The sequence below is a fragment of the Kaistella gelatinilytica genome, from assembly GCF_015679325.1.
Taxonomy (GTDB): domain Bacteria; phylum Bacteroidota; class Bacteroidia; order Flavobacteriales; family Weeksellaceae; genus Kaistella; species Kaistella gelatinilytica.
In genome coordinates, this window is the sequence record NZ_JADPVI010000003.1 from 212,772 (window position 1) to 231,483 (window position 18,712).

Below are 18,712 nucleotides of genomic sequence, written 5' to 3' on the forward strand. Positions count from 1 at the left end.
ATCCGACCCGTTTAATTACGAGTCGGATTTTTTTTTGAATATTTTCTTAAAAATTCCTTTCTCCTTTACTTTCTCTTTGGTTTCCTCAACTTTTTCTTTTAGGACCTCCACTTTTTCCTTTACTTCGACTTTGGTTTCTTTCAGATCTTTTTTATTTTCCTTTAAAGCAGTTTTGGTGTTATCAACAGTTTTCTTAATGGTTTCTTCCACTTTCGGAGCATTTATTCCGAGCAGCGTTTTCTTTAGACCTTGCTCCATTCCACGCCACAAAAGATTGAAAAAAGATTTGGTATTATCGCGCTTCACATATTCTACCATTACAGATTCTGGATAATTTCCCGAATCCGTTTTTACAAAAACATTTGCGATTGCAGAAAGTACTTTGTTTTTTTCTCCGCCTTCTTTTAAAATAGAAACTTTTAAGTTTTCATGTTTCATTTTCAAAACTCCATTTAAACCCAACTTATTTCCTTTGAAATCGAAAATCAAATCAGAAATTTTTCCTGTTGCCGTAACTTTCAGATAAGGTTCTGTGAACGGATTAATTCTGGAAGCCGGCAAATCCGAAACATTTCCAGAGATAGTGAAAGCATCGCTTAAACTTCCGGTGTCAATATTCCAGTTAATTTTCAAAGGTGAAGCGTCCATCAAGTTAGTCCGTATTGTAATGGGGATTTTGGTAGATCTACCTTTCGTTTTCCCAGAATTAAGATTTTTCGCGGTCAGATTGAAATTAGAAAAAATAAGTTTGCCTGGACCCTCGCTTTTCTTCGTATCTTCTTCATATACCAACAGAGAATTTTTCAAAATTAAATCTTCTACTACCATTGGGAATTTGATCGAACGCAAAAGTTCAGAATACATCGGCTTAACAGCAGGATCATCTTTCGGAATTTTACTTCGGAAAATGTCTGCATTAACCTGATCCAGAACGACACTTGATGCATTTAAAAATTTATTAGCAGAAATAAAATCCCAATTACCATTCATTGAAATTTGATTGACCTTAATATCATACAGATCTTTTTCAGTTGGGATCATCCTAATAAACTGAGCTCTGGAAAATTTTGGGATCATCGCAAATTTTGAAATCTGCACCGTATTTTTATTTACTTTTAATAAAGAAGCAGATAAATGATAGAATTTTGTGTCATAATTAAAATTGCGCGTCGACAAACTATAAAATCCGATCTTGAAAGGAATTTTCTCTTTAATGGTCGTTTCATTCAGTTCGATATTCTGAATATTTGCGTTCAGATCTTTTAATAGTAAAGGCTGTTTTCCTTTCTCATAGACCAGATTAGAATTTTTTAAACTCACATTTTTAATAATCAAAGGAAAAGCAATTCCCTCAAAAGCTGGTTTTCTTTTTTTTGGATTTTCCGCTCCAACAATTTTTCCGTTCAGTTCATTGACTAAAATATTGTCAACCTTTAAATTCAGTTTATTATTTAAAAAATTCCATTCATTAATTTTTAAATTAATATTTTGAGCGGTAAGATCGAGCAATGTTTTGTCTGAAACTGAAACAGTTGGTTTTACAGAAATATTTTTTAAATCAGCCAACTTTGGAGAGATAGAAACCGCCGCTACATGTACATTTTGAGTATTAGTGACGTAATTGATCTGCTTCCCATTGAGTTTAAAATTGTTGTACTGAAAAGGAATATTCCCTTTTGCCGTTTCCTCATTCATCAAGAATTTGTTGATGTTCATGGTCAGATTTCCGGCTGAGAACAAAGGCGATCCATTAGGATTGACGATATTTATTTTGGCATTATTAAAAATAACATCTTCTAAATTTACATCGTACTTGAAACTCTTTTGCTTTTCTGCAGGCTTAACATTGGTCGTAAACATTTTCAGATCTGGATTTTCAAACCGGACCCTGGTCAGCGTGATCTTGTCATCTTTAAATTTGATATCCTTAAATTCCAGTTCTGAAGATCTAAAGTCGAACAAATTTCTTTTTTTAGGATAAAATCTTCTAAAATTTTGATAGGAAAGCAAAGGGATCACTGCCAAATCTTTAACGCTGATCTGCCCTTCTTTCGTAGTAATATATTTTGTGGTAAAAGCGTAAATATTGTCAGTACGGAAATATAAATTTTTTCCGTTGATCTGATACTTATCAAAAGTAAATGGAAGTTTATTCTCCACAGACTCCTTATTCATTTGCAGATTTTCGACCTTTAAGTTTAAATCATTGACCGAGAAAACTTTTTGTTTCGTCGATTTAAAAACTTGAAATTCTCCTCTATTAATGGTGATATTTTTGACCGAGATCTCATTTTTTTTCTTCGCCCCTTTTTTGTTTGCGGGATTTGGGAGAATAATATTGAGATTTGGATTTGAAAGTTTTAGATCAGAAGTATTTATTCTTTTGTTCACAATAATATCGTAAAGCCCTAATCGCGCAATATAAAGTGTATCAACAGTTCCCTGCAAACCAATTTTATCAGTACGGTCTGGATTTTTATTATTGATGGTGATTCCTGTAGAAAATATGTTTCCGGTTCCTAAGTCGACGTTGAGCGTTTTATAAGTAACCAAATACTCAGAATTATTCCTGATGTAATTCGGCAGGTTATTTTTGAGCCAGAAATTTAAACCAAAATTTACAAGAAGGAAAAGGAGGAATATAATTCCTGCGATAATCGAAAAAATGCGGATAGATTTTCTTTTCATTCTAAACAGTATAAAAATTTTGTGCCATTAAATACAATGGATTTTTGGATCGAAAATTTGTGTTTTTTAGGAATTTTAAACGATTATTTCAAATAATTTGCAGCGAATAATTTTTAAAGCTTCACAATCAAATATAAAAAAAACATCCCACAAAAGGATGTTTATCAATGAGTAAAGGAAAAAAGTTACTTCTTAGCTTCTTTCTCCTTGTCTGCTTTTAATTTTTCTGCCTCGGATTTTTCGTCCTTGATGGCATTCTTTTCCTCATCCTGAACTCCAACTGCAGTTTTCACCGTTGCAGAATCATCGCTAAGAATAGTAGAATCATCTACAATTAATGGATCTGAAGGTGCGGCAATAACTGCGGCATTATCATTTTTTGTAGTTTCCGTTTCTTTTTTACTACAGGAATTTGCAATAAAAAAAACACCTGCGATCGCCAACGAATACTGAATTACCTTTGTTTTCATAGTCTGGGTTTTTTGATTTATGTTTACAATATTACAAAATTTTCTGTCAAACTTTTATGCTTTAAATAATAGAGAATGAACTACTTAAAAAAAAAAGTTGATTTTAGAAAAAGAAATTTTACTCGATCTGCATCTCGATCACGTAACCTTCATGTCCGCGAATATTGATAAAATCACCACCCTCGAAAGAAAGATACTGACCTTTGATCCCTCTCAAGACTCCTTCAAATTCTGGTTTTTTATCTAACGTAAACGAATTGATTTTTTCCGGAGCTTCGTACGGATAATCTAACCTGCACATTTCTTCTTCCATGGAATAAAAGTTTTTAAAATCTTCGGGGAAATAATCTTTCACTTTCTCCCGGAAATCAGCCAGATCTAAATCGTCTTCGTAGTCATCTTCCAGCATTTTTCTCCAGTTGGTTTTATCGGCTAGATGTTCTTTCATGGCGACTTCTATCATTCCGGCTTCATACCGATTTTTTGTCTTTGCGATCGGAAGTGCGAAAGTTGCTCCCTGATCGATCCAGCGCGTCGGGATTTGAGATTCGCGCGTAACGCCCACTTTCACATCTCCCGTGTAAGCAAGATACACGATATGGGGCGCAAGTTGAATGGATTCTTCTACCGCCAGATTTCGTTCACCAATTCCGAGATGTGCAGTAGAAAGTTCTGGGCGAATTATAGTTTCACTCGCATACGGACTTTCGAAAAAACACTTTTTACAAAATCCCATTCTGTAAATTTTCTCATCGTTTCCACAGTGAACACATTCGTAACCAATATGTTTAAATTTGATTTTTTTTCCAATTAACTGATTCATGTTGATCAGATCATTGGATAGGTTGAGGTGATATTGTATAGGTTTCGCGTTTTGCGTGATCATTTTTAATATTTGTCCTTGAAACTGCATAATGGTACTTTTTGTAAATATAAAATTTTAAGATCAGTTAATATTATTTTGAGATTTTAATTGTTCGATCGCTTCCTGCAAGGCAGAAATCTGCGTCTGAAGATTCTTAACCTCCGGATTTTGATTATTTTCCTGTCGTGGGGAATATCGCCAGATCAAATGAATATCTCTCACCATATTATCATGATCATTTAATGTTTTTTTGCTGAGCGTGATGCTGTCATTGAGCACTGTTACTTTTAAAAAATTTTCCCCCTTATCCTGAAATGCTTCATAGTTAATGATGGCGAGTTCCGGATGCTTTGCTTTGATATTTTTAATATAATTATCTGATCTTTCTTTCAATTTTTCAAGGTTCCATTTCTTTTTGGTAAGCAATACACTGGGAAAAAGTATAACTATAGAAATTAAACTGATCAACAAATAAGTTCTCAGGTTTCTGACTTTATTTTTTTTAAGGTAAAACTTTTGATAACCCAAAATAATACTGAGAATAAAAGTTCCTACACCAATGAAAAAACAATTGATAAGGTAATAATAAAAACCACCCCAAAAATAATCCCAATTTCCATTTGCAAGACCGAAACCGGCAGTACAAAGTGGCGGAATACAGGCAGTAGAAACGGCTACACCTGCAATTACTTTAATCGCTTCTTTTCTCACAATTCCCAGAAACCAGGCGAATCCGCCGAGAATAGCGAGAAAGCAATCGAAAATTGTGGCGGTCTTAAAACTTTCCAGTTGTGCGGTTTCAGCATGAAAAGGTGAAATAAGAAAATACATCGTAGAAGAAAATATTGCGACAATAATCATTAAGATCCAGTTAACAATTCCCAATCGGATCAAATGTCGGTTGCCGATCGACAAACCGAATGCAGCGCCTACAATTGGCCCCATCAAAGGCGAAATAAGCATTGCACCGATGACCGCCGCCGAACTGTTCGTATTTAAACCAACACAAGCAATACCCATCGAAATTACCAGAAGCCACAAATTATGACCTCGAAAAAAAATACCTTCCTGTATTTCTGAAAAAGTAGTTTCTTCGTCTTCCTCTCTTGGTAAAATTAAAAGTTTCCGAAAATCGATCATTAATTTTATTTTAAACAAAAGTAAGAAAACACCATTCAACTATTATTAATAAATTTGTCTTTAGAAAAAACGATGATGAACTATTTAATTACGGGAGGAAGCGGATTTATCGGGTCTCACTTGGTGCAACATCTGTTAAAAAATGGACATTCTGTCATTAACATTGACAGCTTTGATGATTTCTATGATTACAGGATAAAAATTAAAAATACTTTAGAATCTGTAAATAAAACACTGGAGTTTTCTTGTCATGAAAAGGAATTAGACATTCAAAAACTCATTTTCGAAACTACATCAAAAAATTATCAGCTTTATTACCAGGATATCCGGGATAAAGAAGGTTTAAAAAAAATTTTCGCAAAACATAAGGTTGACGTTATCATTCATTTAGCAGCTTTGGCCGGAGTTCGTCCTTCTATTGAAAGACCGATGGATTATCAGGAAGTCAACATTAAAGGAACTTTGAATCTTTGGGAATTGTGCAGAGAATTTCAGATCAATAAATTTGTGAATGCTTCAAGTTCAAGTGTCTACGGCAATAACAAGAAGATTCCCTTTTCTGAAGAAGATTCAGTTGATGAACCGATTTCCCCTTACGCAGCAACGAAGAAAAGTACGGAGATTCTTGGTCACGTTTACCACCATTTATATGGCATTGACATGATTCATCTGAGGTTTTTCACGGTTTATGGACCTAGACAAAGACCTGATCTGGCCATTTATAAGTTCACCAAATTAATTAATTCCAATAAAGAAATTCCTTTTTATGGCGATGGTTCAACAGCAAGGGATTATACGTATATTGATGATATTATCGATGGTGTTTTAAAATCGATTCACTACTTAGAGACGCACCAAACCGTTTACGAAATAATTAATCTGGGAGAAAGTGAAGTCATCAGTTTAAATCAAATGCTTTCAACCCTCGAAGAAAATTTAGATAAAAAAGCCGCCAAAATGAAGCTGCCATTACAACCGGGAGATGTGCAAAAAACCAGTGCTAACATCACGAAAGCGAGGGCATTAATTGGCTATCACCCAACGACTCACTTCCAAAATGGCATAAAAAAGTTTGTGGAATGGTTTTTGAAAAATGGTTCTTGAAAAAATTAGCAGTAAAAAATCAAAGTTTATTGAAAATCAGCGACAAAAACCTTTTTTATGTCGCCTAATTTTATACTTTTGCAAAAAATTATATTATATGTATTGGACATTAGAATTAGCTTCTTATTTAAGTGACGCACCTTGGCCTATGACGAAGGCGGAACTTATTGATTATGCAATTAGAACAGGTGCACCAATGGAAGTTGTTGAAAATCTTCAGGCAATCGAAGATGAAGGAGAAATTTATGAGTCTATCGAAGAAGTTTGGAGCGATTATCCGACCGACGATGATTTCCTCTGGAATGAGGATGAATATTAGAAAAAACTGCCGGTTGTCTCCAAAGACGATTGGCTTTTATATTTTAGAAAAATTTTAAAATTTTAATGGCTTAATGCTTTGCGCAAAGAGCCGAAAGTAAACAATATGGGTTTTATAGATAAAGTTCTTAAAGGGTTCTTGGGTGATAAAAGTGTGACCGACCTGAAGGAAGTAAAAAAAATAGTAAGTAAAATAAAAGCTGTTGAACCAGCTATTAAAGAACTTTCGGATGATGGCTTGAGGGATAAGACCGCAGAATTTAAAGAAAAATTAAAAGCTGCCACGGCAAATATCACTGCTCAAATCGAAGAAACCAAAGAACAGATCAAAAATTCTAGCGATGTTGATGAGAAGGAAAATCTTTTTACCAAAATCGAAGAATTAAAAAAAGACTCTTACGTTGTTGAAGAAAAAGTTCTTATGGAAATTCTTCCGGAAGCTTTTGCGTTGATCAAAGAAACTTCCAGAAGACTTGCTGAAAACGGAGAAATTCGCGTTACAGCGACGGAACTTGATCGCGAACTTGCTTCAACTAAAGATTTCGTTAAAATCGAGGGAGATACTGCAATTTGGGTTAATCATTGGGATGCTGCAGGAACTGCGATCAAATGGGACATGGTTCACTATGATGTTCAGTTTATCGGTGGTGTAGAACTTCACAATGGTAAAATTGCCGAAATGGCGACCGGGGAAGGAAAAACTTTAGTAGGAACTTTACCTATATATTTAAATGCACTTCCAGGACGTGGAGTTCACGTTGTAACGGTAAATGATTACCTGGCAAAACGTGACTCGGCTTGGATGGGACCATTATACCAATTCCACGGTTTAACGATCGACTGTATTGATTTGCACCAGCCGAATTCTGACGCAAGAAGAAAAGCCTACAACTCCAGTATTACTTACGGAACAAATAACGAATTTGGTTTCGATTATTTGAGAGATAACATGGTTACTTCCCCAACTGAATTGGTTCAGGGAGAATTAAACTTTGCGATCGTCGATGAGGTAGATTCAGTTTTAGTTGATGATGCGAGAACACCATTAATTATTTCAGGACCCGTTCCTCAAGGAGACCGTCAGGAATTTGATGTTTTGAAACCTTCCGTTGACCGAATTGTTGAAATTCAGAAAAAAACGGTTTCAGGGATTTTTAATGAAGCAAAAAAATTAATTGCCAACGGAAATAATAAAGAAGGAGGATTCAAGCTTTTACAAGCTTACAGAGGTTTGCCAAAATCTCGACCTCTAATTAAATATCTTTCTGAAAGTGGTCACAAAGCACTTCTTCAAAAAGTAGAAGGTCAATACATGGCAGACAACAACCGCGACATGCCGATTGTTGACAAAGACCTGTATTTTGTGATCGATGAAAAAAATAATCAAATTGATCTTACCGATAAAGGTGTTGAATACATGTCCGCCGGAAATGAAGATAAAGACTTCTTCGTTTTGAATGATATCGGTACCGAAATTGCAGAAATCGAAGCTAAAAATTTAACCAAAGAGGAAGAATTTGAAGCGAAAGAGAAAGTATTTGGAGACTTTGCCGTGAAATCTGAAAGAGTTCATACTTTAAGTCAATTGTTGAAAGCATATACTTTATTTGAGAAAGATGATGAATATGTTGTTATCGATGGCGAAGTAAAAATCGTAGATGAGCAAACCGGACGTATAATGGAAGGAAGACGTTATTCAGACGGACTTCACCAGGCGATCGAAGCTAAGGAAAATGTAAAAATTGAAGCTGCTACGCAAACTTTTGCAACGATAACGCTTCAAAATTATTTCCGGATGTACAACAAACTGGCAGGAATGACAGGTACGGCGGAAACTGAAGCAGGCGAACTTTGGGAAATTTACAAACTGGACGTAGTGGTAATTCCTACGAACAGACCAATTGTTAGAGATGACAGACAGGATTTGGTGTACAAAACCAACCGTGAAAAATATAATGCGGTAATTGAAGAAATCGAAAGATTAACAGCGGTCGGAAGACCAGTTTTGGTTGGTACAACTTCAGTTGAGATCTCTCAATTATTATCGAGAGCACTTTCATTAAGAAAAATTCAGCATAATGTTTTGAATGCAAAGCTTCACGCAAGAGAAGCAGAGATCGTAGCAATGGCAGGTGCACCCGGAGTTGTAACGATTGCAACAAACATGGCGGGACGTGGAACCGATATTAAATTGCAGGGCGACGTTAAGAAAAACGGAGGTTTGGCAATTATTGGTACTGAAAGACACGATTCAAGACGTGTTGACAGACAGTTGCGTGGTCGTGCCGGAAGACAGGGAGATCCGGGAAGTTCCCAGTTCTACGTTTCTTTGGAAGATAATTTAATGCGTCTTTTCGGTTCTGAAAGAATTGCGAAAATGATGGACAAAATGGGTCATAAGGAAGGCGAAGTAATTCAACACGGCATGATTTCTAAATCGATCGAAAGAGCGCAGAAGAAAGTTGAGGAAAATAACTTCGGTATCCGAAAAAGATTGCTGGAGTATGATGACGTTATGAACAAACAGCGTGATGTAATCTACAAAAGAAGAAAGAATGCACTGTTCGGTGATCACTTGAAATATGATATTTCAAACATGATCTTCGATGTGTCGCAGTCAATCGTTACGCAAGGAAAATTACAGGGTGATTTTAAAGAATTTGAATACGAAATCATCAAAAACTTTACCATGGAATCGCCTGTGACTGCAGAAGAATTTAAAACAAAACAAGTTCCGGAATTAACGAACTTACTTTTCAAAGCAGCCTCAGAAGATTACCAGATGAAGTTGAATTTGCTGAAAGAAAAATCATTCCCGATCATCGAAAACGTGTTCCAAAATCAGGGTTCTATGTTCAAAATGATTCAGGTTCCTTTCACAGATGGTATTAAAACAATGACCATTGTTACTGACCTGAAAGAAGCTCACGATACAAAATGTGATTCATTGATCACCGATTTCGAAAAAAATATTTCATTGTCTATCATCGATGAAAACTGGAAATTACACTTACGGGAAATGGATGATTTAAGACGTTCATCTCAAGGTGCGGTTTACGAGCAAAAAGATCCTTTGGTTATTTACAAACAGGAATCTTTTTACCTTTTCAGCGAAATGGTTGAGAGAGTCAACAAAGAAATTATTTCATTCTTATACAAGGGAGAAATTCCAGCGTAAGAATTCACCAATTATACTTAAAGCTTCTTCAATTTTATTGAGGAAGTTTTTTTGTGATGCTTTATTAATTTTTGTACTTTTAATGACTAAATAATTTTAAATGTCGTTAATAGATTTATCCAAACAAGTTGCACTGGGAGTTGATGTAGGCGGAACAAATACCAAATATGGGTTGGTCAACCACCGTGGAGAAATTTTAGAAAAAGGAAGTCTGAAGACAGAAGATTATCCGGCAGTTGAAGATTTCATTGATGCTTTATATGAAAAAGTTTCGCCTTTAATTATGAAACATTGTGGCCAGAGACAGTTCGATGGAATTGGAGTTGGTGCGCCAAATGCCAATTACTATCGCGGAACGATCGAGCAGGCTCCAAATCTTCGCTGGAAAGGCGTTGTTCCTTTCGCAGAATTAATGACAAAAAAATTCGAAGTTCCTTGCAAAATGACGAATGATGCAAACGCAGCAGCTTTGGGCGAAATGATGTTCGGTGCAGCGCGTGGAATGAAAGATTTCATCATGATCACTCTAGGAACCGGAGTTGGCAGCGGAATTATTGCAAACGGACAATTAATTTACGGCCACGACGGATTTGCAGGAGAACTCGGACATACCATCGTAAAACCAGGCGGCAGAAAACACTGGAGCACAGGATCGGAAGGCTCATTAGAAGCTTACGCCTCTGCAACCGGAATTACGATCACCGCAAAAAAAATGCGCGCAGAATTCCCCGATTCGATGTTGAATCAATATCCTGAAGGAGAAATTAATTCAAAAGTGGTCTATGAGTGCGCCAAACAAGGCGACGCTACTGCGATTGAAGTTTTCCGATATACAGGACAGAAATTAGGAGAAGCTTTGGCGAATTTCGTCATGTTTTCTTCGCCCGAAGCGATCTTGCTTTTTGGCGGCGTCATTCACGCAGGTGATTTTATTTTGAAACCCACGAAGCTTCACATGGAGCGAAATTTGCTACCCATCTTCCGCAATAAGGTAAAACTGGTTTTCAGTGAACTCGATGAAGCCGATGCCGCAATTCTCGGAGCGAGTGCACTTGTCTGGGAGAAATGACTGTCTTGGTTTTCTTAAATATTAAAGACTTATCCATCTCACTCAAATACTTACATCGAAAAAATCATACTTTTTTTCATCATTATCTCTTGATCTCCTGAAAATTTACGGGCGAGTCGAAGATCATCAATAAATATATTTATAAAATGGACAAACAGAATTTAGAAACAATCACTTTTGGTGGCGGTTGTTTTTGGTGCGTTGACAGCGTACTTGATTTATTAAAAGGCGTAGAATCTACAACATCAGGATATGCGGGAGGACATAAAACAAATCCTACTTACGAGGAAGTTTGTACGGGAGAAACTGGTCATGCAGAAGTAGTACAGCTTACCTACGATCCCAAAATTATTTCTTACGAGCAGTTAATGGATGTTTTCTTTTTCCTGCACGATCCTACGCAACTAAACAGACAGGGAAATGATATAGGAACCCAGTATCGATCAGTCATTTTCTATAATAATGAAGCTGAGAAAGCAAACGCCGAATCAGCACTGAAAAAATCTGAAGCTACAGGAAAATACACCGGAAAATATGTAACTGAAATTACAAAACTGGAAGACTTCTATCCGGCGGAACAATATCATCAAGGTTATTATGAAATAAATCCCAATCAACCTTATTGCAGCGCTGTAGTTGGACCGAAGATCGCAAAATTTAAAAAACATTTTGGCGAACTCGGAATGCTAAATACTGAAACTGTATAAAAACGAAAGCGAAGATTTATTCTTCGCTTTTTTTTGTCCAAATTTTAATTCTATCTTCCACCTTTACAAATTGAAAATCACCTCTAATTTACCAATGAAAAAACTCTTGCTCCTCTCCTTTTTAATTTTTTGCTCCTCAGTTTTTGCTCAAACCTACAAAGTCATCGGAATAAAAGATGGCGACACGGTTTCTTTGCTGATGGACGGAAAAGAACAGACCGTACGCTTAGCACATATTGATTGTCCGGAGAAGAAGCAAGCTTATGGTACGAAGGCGAAGGAAATGGTTTCTGATCTTTGTTTTGGAAAGATGGTGAGTTTGCAAGGCGATGGGAAATTGGACCGCAACGGCAGAATGATCGCAGAACTTATTCTTCCAAATGGAGTCAACATTAATATTACTTTGGTAAAAAATGGCTTGGCTTGGCATTTCAAAAAATATTCTAAAGATGCATCTTATGCGCAATTAGCAATTGAAGCCAGAAGTAAAAAAAAAGGTTTATGGAAAGAAAAAAATCCAATCGCACCCTGGATTTGGCGAAAGATGAGTAAAGAAGAAAAGGCTTCTAATTCTTATGCATTTTAAAATTGATGTTGATCTCGCTTTTATATAATGTAAACTCTAATTCATTTTAAAGAAAGTCGAAAAGCTTTTGCTCATTAAATTTGAAAGGTTGAAAGAACAGATTTCTTCAAAATTGAGTACAAAAAAAAGACTGCCGAAAATTCGACAGTCTTTTATATAAATTATATCCTGATTATTTAACCAAAACCATTTCGCTGATCAAATGACCTGCATTACCGTATTTTTCGATAGTCCAAAGAACCATTCTGATATCTACGTTTATTGTTTTCTGCCATTTCTGATCGAAAATAATATCTCCGCTTAGCGCTTCGCTGTTACCATCGAAAGCCAGACCTAACAATCTTCCGTATCCATCCATCACTGGTGAACCAGAATTTCCTCCTGTGATATCATTGTTGGTAAGGAAGTTTACAGGCATAAATCCTTTTTTGTCTTTATAACGACCGAAGTCTTTTTTCTTCACCAAATCAAGGAATCTTTGAGGTAAGTCAAATTCTTCATCGCCTTTTTTATATTTGGCAACCATTCCTGTGGCATCGGTGTAGTAATTATCTTTTTCACTAATACCGAAATATTTTCGATCTGTTCTCTCTGGCAAAGTTGTTACAGTACCATAAGTAAGTCTCATCGTAGAATTCGCATCTGGATAGAATTCTTTCTCAGGTTGAGATTTTCTTAATCCATCTAAGAACATTCTGCTGTTTTTAGCAAAAGCTTCGTCAACTTTAGCAAATTTCTCGCTTTCCAGTTTTTGATCGGTAACGTATCCGTTAGCAAATTTAAACATTGGATCTGCATCAATTTTCAATCGGTCAGGATTGTTTACAAAATTCATCGCTGACTCTTTGTTCGCAAATATGGAAGAAAATGCCTGTAGTGAAAGATTTTTCGCGTCTGCGCTCATCACAGTTGGTGAAGCAACATCTTTGTTCACTCTCTGCTGATAAAGGTTCACCATAGAATTCAGCATTTCACCTTCTAACTTCATATTAAGTTTGTCGTATGCTTTGTCGATCGCATCGGTAACTTTCTGTTTCATAGCAGTTTTACCAGCTGCATCTTGATCGGCATAGGTTTTCAATAAAGTTCCTAACTGATAAGAAATCGTAATGAATTTCGCATTTCTCTGAAGTTGTTGAGAATAATTTCTCTCTACATTTCTGTCAGAAATTTGTACATAATTTGCTTTAATATCATCCAGAACACCGCTGTACATCGCTTGATTTTCTGGCATTAAAGCCCATTTCATATATTTTTCTTCCAAAGCTTTTTTCTCTGCAACCGTTCCATTTTTCTCAACTGCATCAATTGTACCCTGTCTGTTTTTCCAGTAATTTGCAACTGAAGCATATTGAGAAGCATAATCAAGTTTTGTCGCCTGATCTTTGTCCATGAATTTTTTCATCACGTCCATTGCAACTTTAGAAGCTTCAACCCAAGCCGGATAATCTTTGTTAACCATTTGCTCAATTCCGTAAGAAGTCAAAAATCTGTTTGTTCTTCCCGGGAAACCAACGATCATGGCAAAATCTCCAGGTTTGTAACCTTTTAAAGAAATTGGAAGTGAATGTTTTGGCGTCATAGGAACATTGTTCGGAGAGTATTCTGCAGGATTTCCGTTCGCATCTGCATACACACGGAAAACAGAAAAATCTACGGTATGTCTTGGCCATTCCCAGTTATCGGTATCACCACCAAATTTTCCAAGAGATGCAGGCGGAGTTCCTACCAATCTTACATCTTTGAAATCTTGATAAACGAAATAGTAAAATTCATTTCCATTAAAGAAATCTCTTACTGTAACCACATATTTTCCGTTTTCAGAATTTTCAGCTTGAATCGCTTTGTATTCTGCATCGATGATCACTTTTCTTTCGTCAGCAGTCATATTATTATTCAGCTTCGCATTGATCCGTTTTGAAACATCATCCATTCTTACCAAAAATCTTACTGAAAGACCTTTTGATGGAAGTTCCTCACTTTTTTTCATTGCCCAGAATCCGTTGGTCAAATGATCTTTTTCCGGAGTAGAAAGTGCAGCAATAGAACCGTAACCACAATGATGGTTTGTTAAAAGCAATCCTTCTTTTGAAACCATTTCTGCCGTACAACCACCACCAAACTGAACTATCGCATCTTTTAAGCTTGATTTGTTTACAGAGTAAATTTCCTCTGGTGTGAGTCTAAGACCGTCTTTTTGCATATCAACGCCATTCAGTCTCTTAATCATCATCAAAAGCCACATTCCTTCGTCGGCTTTAAATTGTACAAAGCTCAGCATGAATGTGAGCAACAATAATATTCTTTTCATTTATAAAATTTTAATAGGGCTAATTTAAGAAAATCATTTCATATAAGGCTTTAGAACAAAAAAAAATGGATGAGAAAAACTCATCCATTCTATTTAATAATTTAAAAAATTATTTTTTGATCAGTTTCGTATTTTCTACAGAACCGTTAGTATAAGAAACTTGTAAAATATAAGTTCCTTTAGTTAAAGAAGACACATTTACTTCTCCTTTAGTTTCTACAGATTTAACTCTTTTTCCAGAAAGATCAATGATGCTTACTGCTTTGATATCTTGTTTTGAAGAAACAGTTACAACATCGCTTGCTGGGTTAGGAAATACTTTTAAAGTAGACTTAACTGCACTTTCGTTAGTTGCTAAAGCCAAATTACCACTGAACTTAAAGATTCCTGCTGTTTGAGCAGCATCAGCAAAATAACCACACCATCCTGTTGTAGGATTAATGAATTTAACTGTTCCTCTTTGTTGCCCATTATCAATAGCAGTCCAGTTAAGACCACCATCTGTAGAATATGAACTACCTGTCATGGTCGCATCAGTATTTGTTATACCAGTAGATACATAAGTATTAGCAGTTCCAGGAACATAAGTGATGTCACCGTAGTACCAAGGACCATTGGGAATGATTGGACTAGTACTCCAACTTGCTCCACCATTTGTTGTAGAATAAAGTGACGCTACAGCAGTTCCACCTGGTACAGCTCCATCAACAGCGATCATAAGACCGTTGTTTGTATCTCTGAAAGCGAATGAACCAGATGATCCATCAACACCTCCACCTGCAGCACCACCACCGAAATCTAATGCTGGTGTGTAATAAATACCCCAGGTAAGTCCTTTATCTTGAGAACGTACAAGTCTACCATTCGTTGTTCCGAACCAGAAATTATCTCCGATCGTGTATCTAACACCTGTCAAACCGTATTCAGTACCAGGATTAGGAGCTGGAGCCGTAGCTACTGCAGTCCATGTACTACCACCATTTACAGTTCTAAAAATTTCGAATTTTCCGCCTACTGGATCTCCAGCAGTGATCCCAATGTTGGCATCCCAGAAATAAACGACGTTACCAAAAGAAGCCGTCGTATAAACGTTTTGTTTTACCCAAGATGTACCACCATTTGTTGTTTTGTAAACTCCATTTCCAGCAGTACCAGTTGAAGGAGCAGTTACTACCCAAGCAGTATTTGCATCTAAAGCTGCAATATCACCAACAAGTGCAGCAGCAGGAGGACCAGCAATATTACCAGGAGTCCATGTTGTTCCACCGTTGATCGTTTTAATGAAGGTCTTAGGATAAGTTCCCCCACCTGAACCATCTGAAACAGATGCCCAAACAACATTCGCGTCAACTATTGCAATTTCTCTAGGAGCAAATGAAGTAGGAAGTTTAGTCGCTTGTGGGATCCAAGTTTGAGCTTGAGTCGCCATTGAAACTAGCGCAAAGCCAGTAAGTAGAATTTTTTTCATAATCTTTGAAATTAAATGATTTTGGTAAAAGTATATAATTCCTAATTATTAAACAAATTATATTGTTGCTTTTTTAAATAATTGCGAAATTACGTACAAATATAGCACTTAAACATTTAATTAAAAATCATATTCGGAGAGAATTTTGAAATTAGTAAATTTTTTATCAAAAATGAATCGGCGGTTACTTGGAACATCTGACCATTTCTGTATGGGGGATATCATCCTCCAAATACTTGTGTTCTGTAGCTATAAAACCAAAATCTGAATAAAATTTTAGCAAATAATCCTGCGCGGATATTTTGATATCAGTGGTCCGGAATCTTCCCTCGATCGTATCTATTGCAATTCTTACCAGAATCTTCCCTAAATTTAAATTTCTGTAGGAAGGATGCGTAAGAACTCTTCCAATAGATGCTTCTGCATATTTTATTCCAGGTTCAAACACTCTGCAATAAGCTATGATCTGATCATTTTGTTCTGCCCAAATGTGGGCCGCTTTTTTGTCGGATCCATCGGCATCAAGGTAGTAGCAAGTTTGCTCCACGACGAAAACTTCTTGCCGGACCTTTAAAATTTCATATAATTCTTTTGTAGAAAGCTCCTCAAATGATTTTATTTTCCAGACAACTTGTGACATCATTCGAACTTTACTTTATTTTTAGTTAACAGTTCGTTCGTTTTCGTGATAAAATCTAAAATTTCGTCTCCTCCAATTTTCTTTTCTGCCGAAGTCACATACATGTCGGGTAATTCTTCCCAGGTTTTCAAAAGCTCGTTTCGATACACTTCAACATTAGCATTTACCGTATTGGGTTTTAATTTATCAGCTTTGGTAAAAACGATGGAAAAAGGAATATCACTTTCACCACACCATTCAATAAACTCAATGTCTATTTGCTGCGGTGTGTGCCGGGAATCAACCAAAACAAAAAGATTAACCAAATTTGGACGGTTCAGAATATAATTGGTGTTAATTTTCTCGAAATCTTTTCTCATACTTTTCGACACCCGCGCATACCCATAACCTGGCAAATCGGTCAAATACCAGCTTTCATTAATTAAAAAATGATTGATAAGCTGTGTTTTTCCAGGAGTCTGGGAAGTTTTTGCAAGATCTTTATGATTCATCATCGCGTTGATCAATGAAGATTTACCCACATTAGACCGACCAATAAATGCGTATTCCGGCAAGTTGGGTTCCGGACATTCCTGCCATTTGCCACTACTTTTTACAAATTCCGTTGTTTTGATAACCATTTGTTATTTTTTTTCAAATTTAATTAAATAAAAAATGGAAGCTTAAACTTCCACTCTTCTATTTTTCCAGACTTAGCAACCATTCATATAATATTTGGTTGAATTCGTCAGGTTTTTCCATCATTGCTGCATGACCACAATTCTCGATCCAGTGCAGTGAAGAATTAGGCAGAAATTTATTCATATCTATTGCGACTTCAGGTGGAGTAACATTGTCCTGTTTTCCCCAGATCAAGCAAACCGGCGCTGTAATTTTCGGTAAATCATTCAACATATTATGTTTGATCGCACTTCTTGCCAGCATAACGGTCTTGAGTCCTTTCATGCGGTCATTTACCACAGAAAAAACCTCATCGACCAGTTCATTAGTTGCAATGTTGGGATCGTAGAAAACTTCCTGTGTTTTTTTCTTAATATATTCCTTATCTGATTTTCTTGGAAAACTATCGCCAAATGTTCTTTCGTAAAGTCCGGAACTTCCTGTAAGAACTAAATTTTTAACCAACTCAGGTCTTGCCAAAGTTAAGATCAGACCAACATGACCACCCATGGAATTTCCTACAATAGTAACAGGTTCCGTTGCTTTTGCTTCTATAAATTTTGCAACATATTTTGCAATAGTCGTTAGGTTCGTATTTAAAACAGGCAGATCGTAGATCGGCAATACGGGTACGAAAACTTTATAACCTCTCTCGGAAAAAAAGTTTACCGTCTTCTCGAAATTGCTCAAACCACCCATCAATCCGTGTAATAAAATCAACGGATGCCCTTCTCCAGCTTCAATGAAAGAGAATTTTTTTTCTTTTTTCGTAATAAATCTCATAAAAATGCTTTGTCAGCGCTGCAAAAATACAAATTTAACACCAACTTTAATTTAGGTCCTTAAATTTTTAATAAAAGTAATATTTTTCACAATACAGAAAATGTTTTTTTTCCAAAAATTTAAAAAAAGAATTCTCTACCATAACTCGTTTTTAATCAATTATTTAATACTTAAAATCAAAACTTATTAACATTAAGTCAAAAAGTGGGAAAAAGTGGGAGGTTTTAGAAATTTTTATATAAATTTGTCCCAAATGAAGAATTTCATCGGTACATACGAATGCAAAATGGACGACAAAGGTCGCATCAAACTACCTTCATCTCTGGTAAAACAGATGGAGAATTATGGTGGTGATTCCTATGTGGTAAAGCGTTCTGTGTTTCAATCCTGTCTGGAAGTTTATCCAATGAACGGGTGGGAAAAGCTGATGGAAAAAATAAATAAGCTCAATCGCTTTCAAAAGAAAAACGCCGATTTCATTCGCCAGTTTACGGCTGGTTTAAAAACAGTAGAGCCTGATAATGCAGGAAGACTTCAGATTTCTAAAGATCTAACGCTTTTTGCAGATCTAAAAAAAGAAATTGTGATCACAAGTGCAGGTGAACTTTTTGAAATTTGGGATAAAGATGCTTACGAAGAAGTTATCGCAACTTCCGCAGAAGATTTCGCACGACTTGCTGAAGAAGTAATGGGTGAAATTAGTTTTGAAGACGACGAAAATTAAT

The 18,712-nt window shown here is 36.1% G+C and carries 16 protein-coding genes; 7 read left to right on the plus strand and 9 right to left on the minus strand.

Annotation, left to right across the window (positions count from 1 at the left end):
- Positions 1-15 precede the first annotated feature (15 nt).
- From IV494_RS11860 to IV494_RS11875, 4 genes are all read right to left on the minus strand, one after another.
- Positions 16-2,688 carry a hypothetical protein gene (locus tag IV494_RS11860; protein WP_196080351.1) on the minus strand — a complete coding sequence of 891 codons (2,673 nt, stop codon included), beginning with the start codon at positions 2,686-2,688 and terminating at the stop codon, positions 16-18.
- A gap of 185 nt (positions 2,689-2,873) precedes the next feature.
- Positions 2,874-3,158, minus strand: a complete 285-nt coding sequence (locus tag IV494_RS11865) for a hypothetical protein (RefSeq protein ID WP_196080352.1) — start codon at positions 3,156-3,158, stop codon at positions 2,874-2,876.
- A gap of 118 nt (positions 3,159-3,276) precedes the next feature.
- Positions 3,277-4,071 carry a DUF2797 domain-containing protein gene (locus tag IV494_RS11870; RefSeq protein ID WP_196080353.1) on the minus strand — a complete coding sequence of 265 codons (795 nt, stop codon included), beginning with the start codon at positions 4,069-4,071 and terminating at the stop codon, positions 3,277-3,279.
- A 33-nt stretch (positions 4,072-4,104) separates the two neighbouring features.
- Entirely contained in the window at positions 4,105-5,163 is a 1,059-nt protein-coding gene (locus IV494_RS11875; protein WP_196080354.1) for a DUF389 domain-containing protein, read from the minus strand.
- Positions 5,164-5,238: 75 nt separating this feature from the next.
- Between IV494_RS11875 and IV494_RS11880 the strand changes: the two genes are divergently transcribed.
- The 6 genes from IV494_RS11880 (at position 5,239) to IV494_RS11905 (ending at position 12,125) form a co-directional block, all read left to right on the plus strand.
- The gene (locus tag IV494_RS11880) at positions 5,239-6,267 is read left to right on the plus strand and encodes a GDP-mannose 4,6-dehydratase (protein WP_196080505.1); all 1,029 of its coding nucleotides are present in this window, start codon (positions 5,239-5,241) and stop codon (positions 6,265-6,267) included.
- A gap of 97 nt (positions 6,268-6,364) precedes the next feature.
- On the plus strand, positions 6,365-6,586 hold the full coding sequence (locus IV494_RS11885; protein ID WP_015807225.1) for a DUF2795 domain-containing protein: 222 nt from the start codon (positions 6,365-6,367) through the stop codon (positions 6,584-6,586).
- 105 nt (positions 6,587-6,691) lie between these two features.
- On the plus strand, positions 6,692-9,763 hold the full coding sequence (gene secA, locus IV494_RS11890; RefSeq protein WP_196080355.1) for a preprotein translocase subunit SecA: 3,072 nt from the start codon (positions 6,692-6,694) through the stop codon (positions 9,761-9,763).
- A 100-nt stretch (positions 9,764-9,863) separates the two neighbouring features.
- Positions 9,864-10,832, plus strand: coding sequence for an ROK family protein (locus IV494_RS11895; protein ID WP_196080356.1), 969 nt, complete (start codon positions 9,864-9,866; stop codon positions 10,830-10,832).
- A 146-nt stretch (positions 10,833-10,978) separates the two neighbouring features.
- Positions 10,979-11,539: a peptide-methionine (S)-S-oxide reductase MsrA gene (gene msrA, locus IV494_RS11900; protein ID WP_196080357.1), complete on the plus strand. Its 561-nt coding sequence runs from the start codon at positions 10,979-10,981 to the stop codon at positions 11,537-11,539.
- A gap of 94 nt (positions 11,540-11,633) precedes the next feature.
- The gene (locus IV494_RS11905; protein WP_196080358.1) at positions 11,634-12,125 is read left to right on the plus strand and encodes a thermonuclease family protein; all 492 of its coding nucleotides are present in this window, start codon (positions 11,634-11,636) and stop codon (positions 12,123-12,125) included.
- A 172-nt stretch (positions 12,126-12,297) separates the two neighbouring features.
- Here the strand turns inward: IV494_RS11905 and IV494_RS11910 are convergent, their stop codons facing one another.
- The 5 genes from IV494_RS11910 to IV494_RS11930 form a co-directional block, all read right to left on the minus strand.
- Positions 12,298-14,436: a S46 family peptidase gene (locus IV494_RS11910; protein ID WP_196080359.1), complete on the minus strand. Its 2,139-nt coding sequence runs from the start codon at positions 14,434-14,436 to the stop codon at positions 12,298-12,300.
- Between the two features lie 109 nt (positions 14,437-14,545).
- Positions 14,546-15,865, minus strand: a complete 1,320-nt coding sequence (locus IV494_RS11915) for a T9SS type A sorting domain-containing protein (RefSeq protein ID WP_196080360.1) — start codon at positions 15,863-15,865, stop codon at positions 14,546-14,548.
- A gap of 223 nt (positions 15,866-16,088) precedes the next feature.
- Positions 16,089-16,547, minus strand: a complete 459-nt coding sequence (locus IV494_RS11920; RefSeq protein ID WP_394368404.1) for a GNAT family N-acetyltransferase — start codon at positions 16,545-16,547, stop codon at positions 16,089-16,091.
- On the minus strand, positions 16,544-17,164 hold the full coding sequence (gene yihA / locus IV494_RS11925; protein WP_196080361.1) for a ribosome biogenesis GTP-binding protein YihA/YsxC: 621 nt from the start codon (positions 17,162-17,164) through the stop codon (positions 16,544-16,546). Before yihA ends, IV494_RS11920 begins: the two co-directional genes overlap by 4 nt.
- A 58-nt stretch (positions 17,165-17,222) precedes the next feature.
- Positions 17,223-17,987, minus strand: coding sequence for an alpha/beta fold hydrolase (locus IV494_RS11930; protein ID WP_196080362.1), 765 nt, complete (start codon positions 17,985-17,987; stop codon positions 17,223-17,225).
- 253 nt (positions 17,988-18,240) lie between these two features.
- On the opposite strand from IV494_RS11930, the gene mraZ reads away from it, so the two are divergent.
- Positions 18,241-18,711, plus strand: a complete 471-nt coding sequence (gene mraZ / locus IV494_RS11935) for a division/cell wall cluster transcriptional repressor MraZ (RefSeq protein WP_196080363.1) — start codon at positions 18,241-18,243, stop codon at positions 18,709-18,711.
- Position 18,712: the final 1 nt, after the last annotated feature.